The following is a 2,358-nucleotide window of genomic DNA, read 5'->3' as shown; positions in this document are numbered from 1 at the left end:
CTCCGAAGTGCAAGATATAGACGAACTAAACCATTTCGATCTATATCTTGTTCATTGGAAGTCGCTTATGGGATTTTTGCAAAATCCTCAGTTGATAACTATTTTGTTTTCAATTGCTCTTACCGGGAGTTTGAAACAAGCTCCTGGCAAGAGCTATTTTTTATAAAGTTAGTGAGTTCTCACCTTAGGCGGTAGCTTCACTTACTATGAACAACCGTTGGGAAATTAAAATATTGCTCAGCGTTATTGTAGCAAATGTTTTGTACCATTGCTCCGAGCAGTTCCAGATCCTCAGGCGCCTTACCCTCCTGAACCCACGTCCCAATTAAGTCACAGAGTATACGGCGGAAATATTCATGGCGTGTGTAGGAAAGGAAGCTGCGGGAATCCGTCAGCATACCAATAAAGCGGGACAGCACCCCATAGTTAGCCAGCAACTTCATCTGCTCCTGCATGCCTTCGATATGGTCGTTATACCACCATGCCGTGCCAAACTGAATTTTCCCTACAGTTCCACCGGATTGGAAGCAGCCCGCGAGACTTGCCAGTACTGGATAATCAACCGAATTAAGCGAATACAAAATGGTTCTCGGTAATCCACCTGCCAGCTCCTGTGCGTCCAGCAATGCCGCCAATGGACGAGCGATAGAGCCATCATTTACGGCATCGTAGCCTGTATCCGGTCCTAAATGACGGAACATAGCCGTGTTGTTGTTACGCAGCGCGTGAATGTGGTATTGCATAGCCCAGCCATGTTCTGCATACTGTTTGCCAAGGAAAACCAGAACGTATGATTTATATTTCGCCTCCTCTAAAGGAGTCACATGGCCTTCCTCCAGCGCCTTGCTGAATATGGCTGCCGCTTCCTCCAGTGTCGTTTCTTCATAGACTACAGTATCCAGCGCATGATCAGATACCCGGCCTCCGGCAGCATGGAAATGGCGCACCCGGCTTGCCAGCGCATTCAAAAATCCTTCCAGGCCAGAAACATCCAGTCCGCTGACTTCACCCAACCGAGCCACCCAAGGCTGGAAAGTTTCACGATTAATTTCCAAAGCTTTGTCGGGGCGGAAGCTTGGTAGCACTGCCACTGGGAAATCGGTCAGCTTGCTGATTTGTTTGTGGTATTCGAGATGGTCTGTCGGATCATCCGTGGTGCACACTACAGTTACCTTCGAGTTCACAATCAGATCACGTGCGCCAAAGCCCTTTCCCTGCAGCTTTTGGTTTACCTTTTCCCAGATCACTGGTGCGTTCTGTTCATTCAGCAGCTCATAGACACCAAAAAATCGTTGAAGCTCCAAATGCGTCCAGTGGTACAGCGGGTTGCCGATCAGTGTAGGTACGGTTTTGGCCCAAGCCAAAAATTTGTCATAATCTTCACCATCCCCCGTAATCAGGCGTTCTTCAACCCCATTGGCCCGCATAAGTCTCCACTTGTAATGATCTCCGTACAACCAGGCTTCCGTAATATTTTTGAACGCTTTATTTTCATAAATTTCTTGTGGACTTAAATGACAATGATAGTCGATAATCGGCATATCCTTGGCGTACTGATGGTACAAGATTTCAGCCGTTGGATTGCTCAACAAAAAGTTTTCGTCTAAAAACGCTTTAGTCATTACTCTCTCATCCCTTCTATAATCGTGTTTCCTAATAAATTGTTAACGTTAACAAAAATGTTCGAACTCTACTTGTTTTTCAACAATAGCATTCTCCATCACATAGCAGATCTCGTGATTACACAAGATAATAAAGCTGTAATACGATACCTGTACATCATTTCAAGCTGGATTACTTCACCTTAAATTTAATGTTTACGTTAACAACAATTACATTGTAACCGCTATCCTTTGTAGAGGAAAGTGATTTTTATCATGTGAGAGGACAAAAAAAACGACCTTCCACTCTTTGGGGCAGATCTGTTTTGCATTTCGTCTATGTCCTGCACCATCCAACACCAAAAAGGAATTTTTAAAAGACTCATTGTGATAGGTGCCATTTCCTTCACATCCGCTGAGCACATCTGCCATTGCAATAGCAACCCATTCCAAGTCTCCGCACTTTTTATTTTCCCCGAAGAATCAAACTTTGAAAACGCTTTATATATTTTCAATCTTTTTCAGAAAATTTCCTTCTTGAAAATACCAGTTATTGTATTATAATTGTCATATACATCCATTGTTTTACATTGAAAGTATTTCATTAGTTTATTTCAAAGATGAAAAGAAGAGGTGGTAGCATTGAGTACCAAAGTTCAAGCTGTCCAAACAAAGACCGATACTAGAGGAGCAGACCTTGTTGTCGATTGTTTGATCAAGCAAGGGGTGACGCATATTTTTGGCATTCCAGGTGCCA

The 2,358-nt window shown here is 43.5% G+C and carries 1 protein-coding gene; it reads right to left on the bottom strand.

What is annotated here, in order from left to right:
- Positions 1–197: 197 nt before the first annotated feature.
- On the bottom strand, positions 198–1,622 hold the full coding sequence (gene uxaC / locus GRP75_RS24595) for a glucuronate isomerase (RefSeq protein WP_028542398.1): 1,425 nt from the start codon (positions 1,620–1,622) through the stop codon (positions 198–200).
- Between the last annotated feature and the right edge of the window lie 736 nt (positions 1,623–2,358).

Source organism: Paenibacillus sp. OT2-17, assembly GCF_009827695.1.
Classification (GTDB): Bacteria; Bacillota; Bacilli; order Paenibacillales; family Paenibacillaceae; genus Paenibacillus; species Paenibacillus polymyxa_B.
This window is presented reverse-complemented; position numbering and strand designations above follow the sequence as displayed.